This window comes from Paracoccus thiocyanatus (genome assembly GCF_900156255.1).
Classification (GTDB): domain Bacteria; phylum Pseudomonadota; class Alphaproteobacteria; order Rhodobacterales; family Rhodobacteraceae; genus Paracoccus; species Paracoccus thiocyanatus.
Genome location: NZ_FTMK01000059.1, coordinates 1 through 1,062, shown reverse-complemented (window position 1 = coordinate 1,062; position 1,062 = coordinate 1). Strand labels below are relative to the sequence as shown.

Here is a 1,062-nt window from a genome sequence, read left to right as displayed (position 1 = left end):
GGTCCGAAAAGACCGATACATCCTTTGAGGCCATGATCTACGCTGTGGCAGCCCTGATCAACTCACGATGAATCTCAACAGACCCTAGGCCGGCGCGAAGGCATGGACCGCGCCAAGTGGCGAGGCGCCTGCACATGGTCGCTGGTCGCGGTCATAAGCCCAGATCCGGCCCTTTTCTCACCCTTGCCCAGCCCCCTGTCGCGGCTTGGCGGTCCAGCACCCGGATCGGCGTGTCCTCGGCATGGAGGAGGTCGCTGGCCATGAGATCCGCTTCGGTCTTCTCGATCAGCGGGGCCGGCAACTCCATGGCGCGACCACACCAATCGACCGGCGCGCTCTTCAAAAGACCATCGAGCGCCAGTTCCAGCCGTTCGATCTCGTGCTCGATCTATTCCGAGGACTGGCCGAAGACCTGCTTCTTCAGCTTGGCGATGCGCAGCCGCAGGGTCTGGATCAACTGGTCATGGGCGGGCAGAGTGGCCGAGATCTTCGTATTATCTGCCTGCAAACCCATGATCAACGCCGTCAGAAGCGCAGGATCATCGGGAAGGGTGTGGGCCGCATTCGACATGTACCTGACTGCCACAGGGCAGTAGGGCTGACCATGAACCCGAGACATTTCAACGGATAATCAGCCAACGCGGGGCCGGTGGAGCGCCCCAAACCCCAATCAATCCCTCCCCCAGCGTCACCAGTTGCGCCGAGGTCAGGCGTCCGGTGCCGCCACCGCAGGCGGGCCAGAAAGCGTCTCTTTTCCAGCACTTGTGATAGAGACAGACCCCGCTGATCCCTATGCAAAAGCTTCAGCCTGTCACCCCACCAGCCGCGGAACGCGAACGGTACAGCTGGTCGGCTTCTGGCGCAGATGATCCTGTGCGAGAGCTGCAAGGCCCTCGATCCTCCCGTATATCGGGCACGCCACAGGCCAGATAGACGCGGACGCCAGTTCCCGGCCCGATCATGCCCCTTCCCCCGCCCGGATCACTTGTTTCCATGTACTCGCGTCCAGAGCCGGATCGAACGCACCAAGCCGTGATCTGCTTGCCGCTGCCGTATTCCCAA

1 pseudogene is annotated in these 1,062 nt (G+C 62.0%); it reads right to left on the bottom strand.

From position 1 onward, the window contains the following. Positions 1–90: 90 nt before the first annotated feature. Positions 91–571, bottom strand: a pseudogene (locus F3H32_RS17610) (IS66 family transposase); the annotation flags it as partial. Positions 572–1,062 lie beyond the last annotated feature (491 nt).